1 protein-coding gene is annotated in these 754 nt (G+C 55.0%); it reads left to right on the forward strand.

Features of this window, described 5'->3' with window-relative positions; genetic code table 11:
- On the forward strand, positions 1 to 754 hold a 754-nt coding region (locus J5224_RS32340; RefSeq protein ID WP_264629034.1), incomplete at both ends, for an MFS transporter.

Below are 754 nucleotides of genomic sequence, written 5' to 3' on the forward strand. Positions count from 1 at the left end.
GTTGGTGGTTTGGGCCATCGTGATGCACAGTTGGGAAATGGCCTTTATCATCACCGGTGCCTTGAGCATGGTGTGGGCACTGTGCTGGCTGGCGTTTTATAAACACCCGAAAGACCAGAAAAAGCTGACCGATGAGGAACGCGATTACATCCTGAATGGTCAGGAATCTCAGCATCAGTCGAATAATGCCAAGAAGATGTCTGCCTGGCAGATCGTGCGTAACCGCCAGTTTTGGGGTATCGCACTGCCGCGTTTTCTGGCTGAACCGGCTTGGGGCACGATTAACGCCTGGATCCCGCTGTTTATGTTCAAGGTGTATGGCTTTAACCTGAAAGAAATCGCCATGTTTGCCTGGCTGCCGATGTTGTTTGCCGACTTTGGCTGTGTGCTGGGGGGTTACATGCCGATGCTGTTCCAGAAGTATTTCAAAGTGAACCTGATCGTTTCGCGTAAAATGGTGGTCACGCTGGGTGCGGTATTGATGATTGGCCCTGGGATTATCGGCCTGTTCACCAGTCCTTATGTTGCTATCGCGCTGCTGTGCGTAGGTGGATTTGCGCACCAGTCGCTGTCCGGTGCCTTGATCACGCTCTCATCTGACGTGTTCGGTCGTAACGAAGTGGCTACCGCTAACGGGCTGACCGGCGGCGCTGGCTGGCTGGCGAGCACCCTGTTTGCCCTGGTGGTTGGCGCATTGGCAGACACCATCGGCTTCGGTCCGCTGTTCGCCGTGCTGGCAGCCTTTGACGTGCTG

The sequence above is a fragment of the Candidatus Symbiopectobacterium sp. NZEC135 genome (assembly GCF_025962695.1).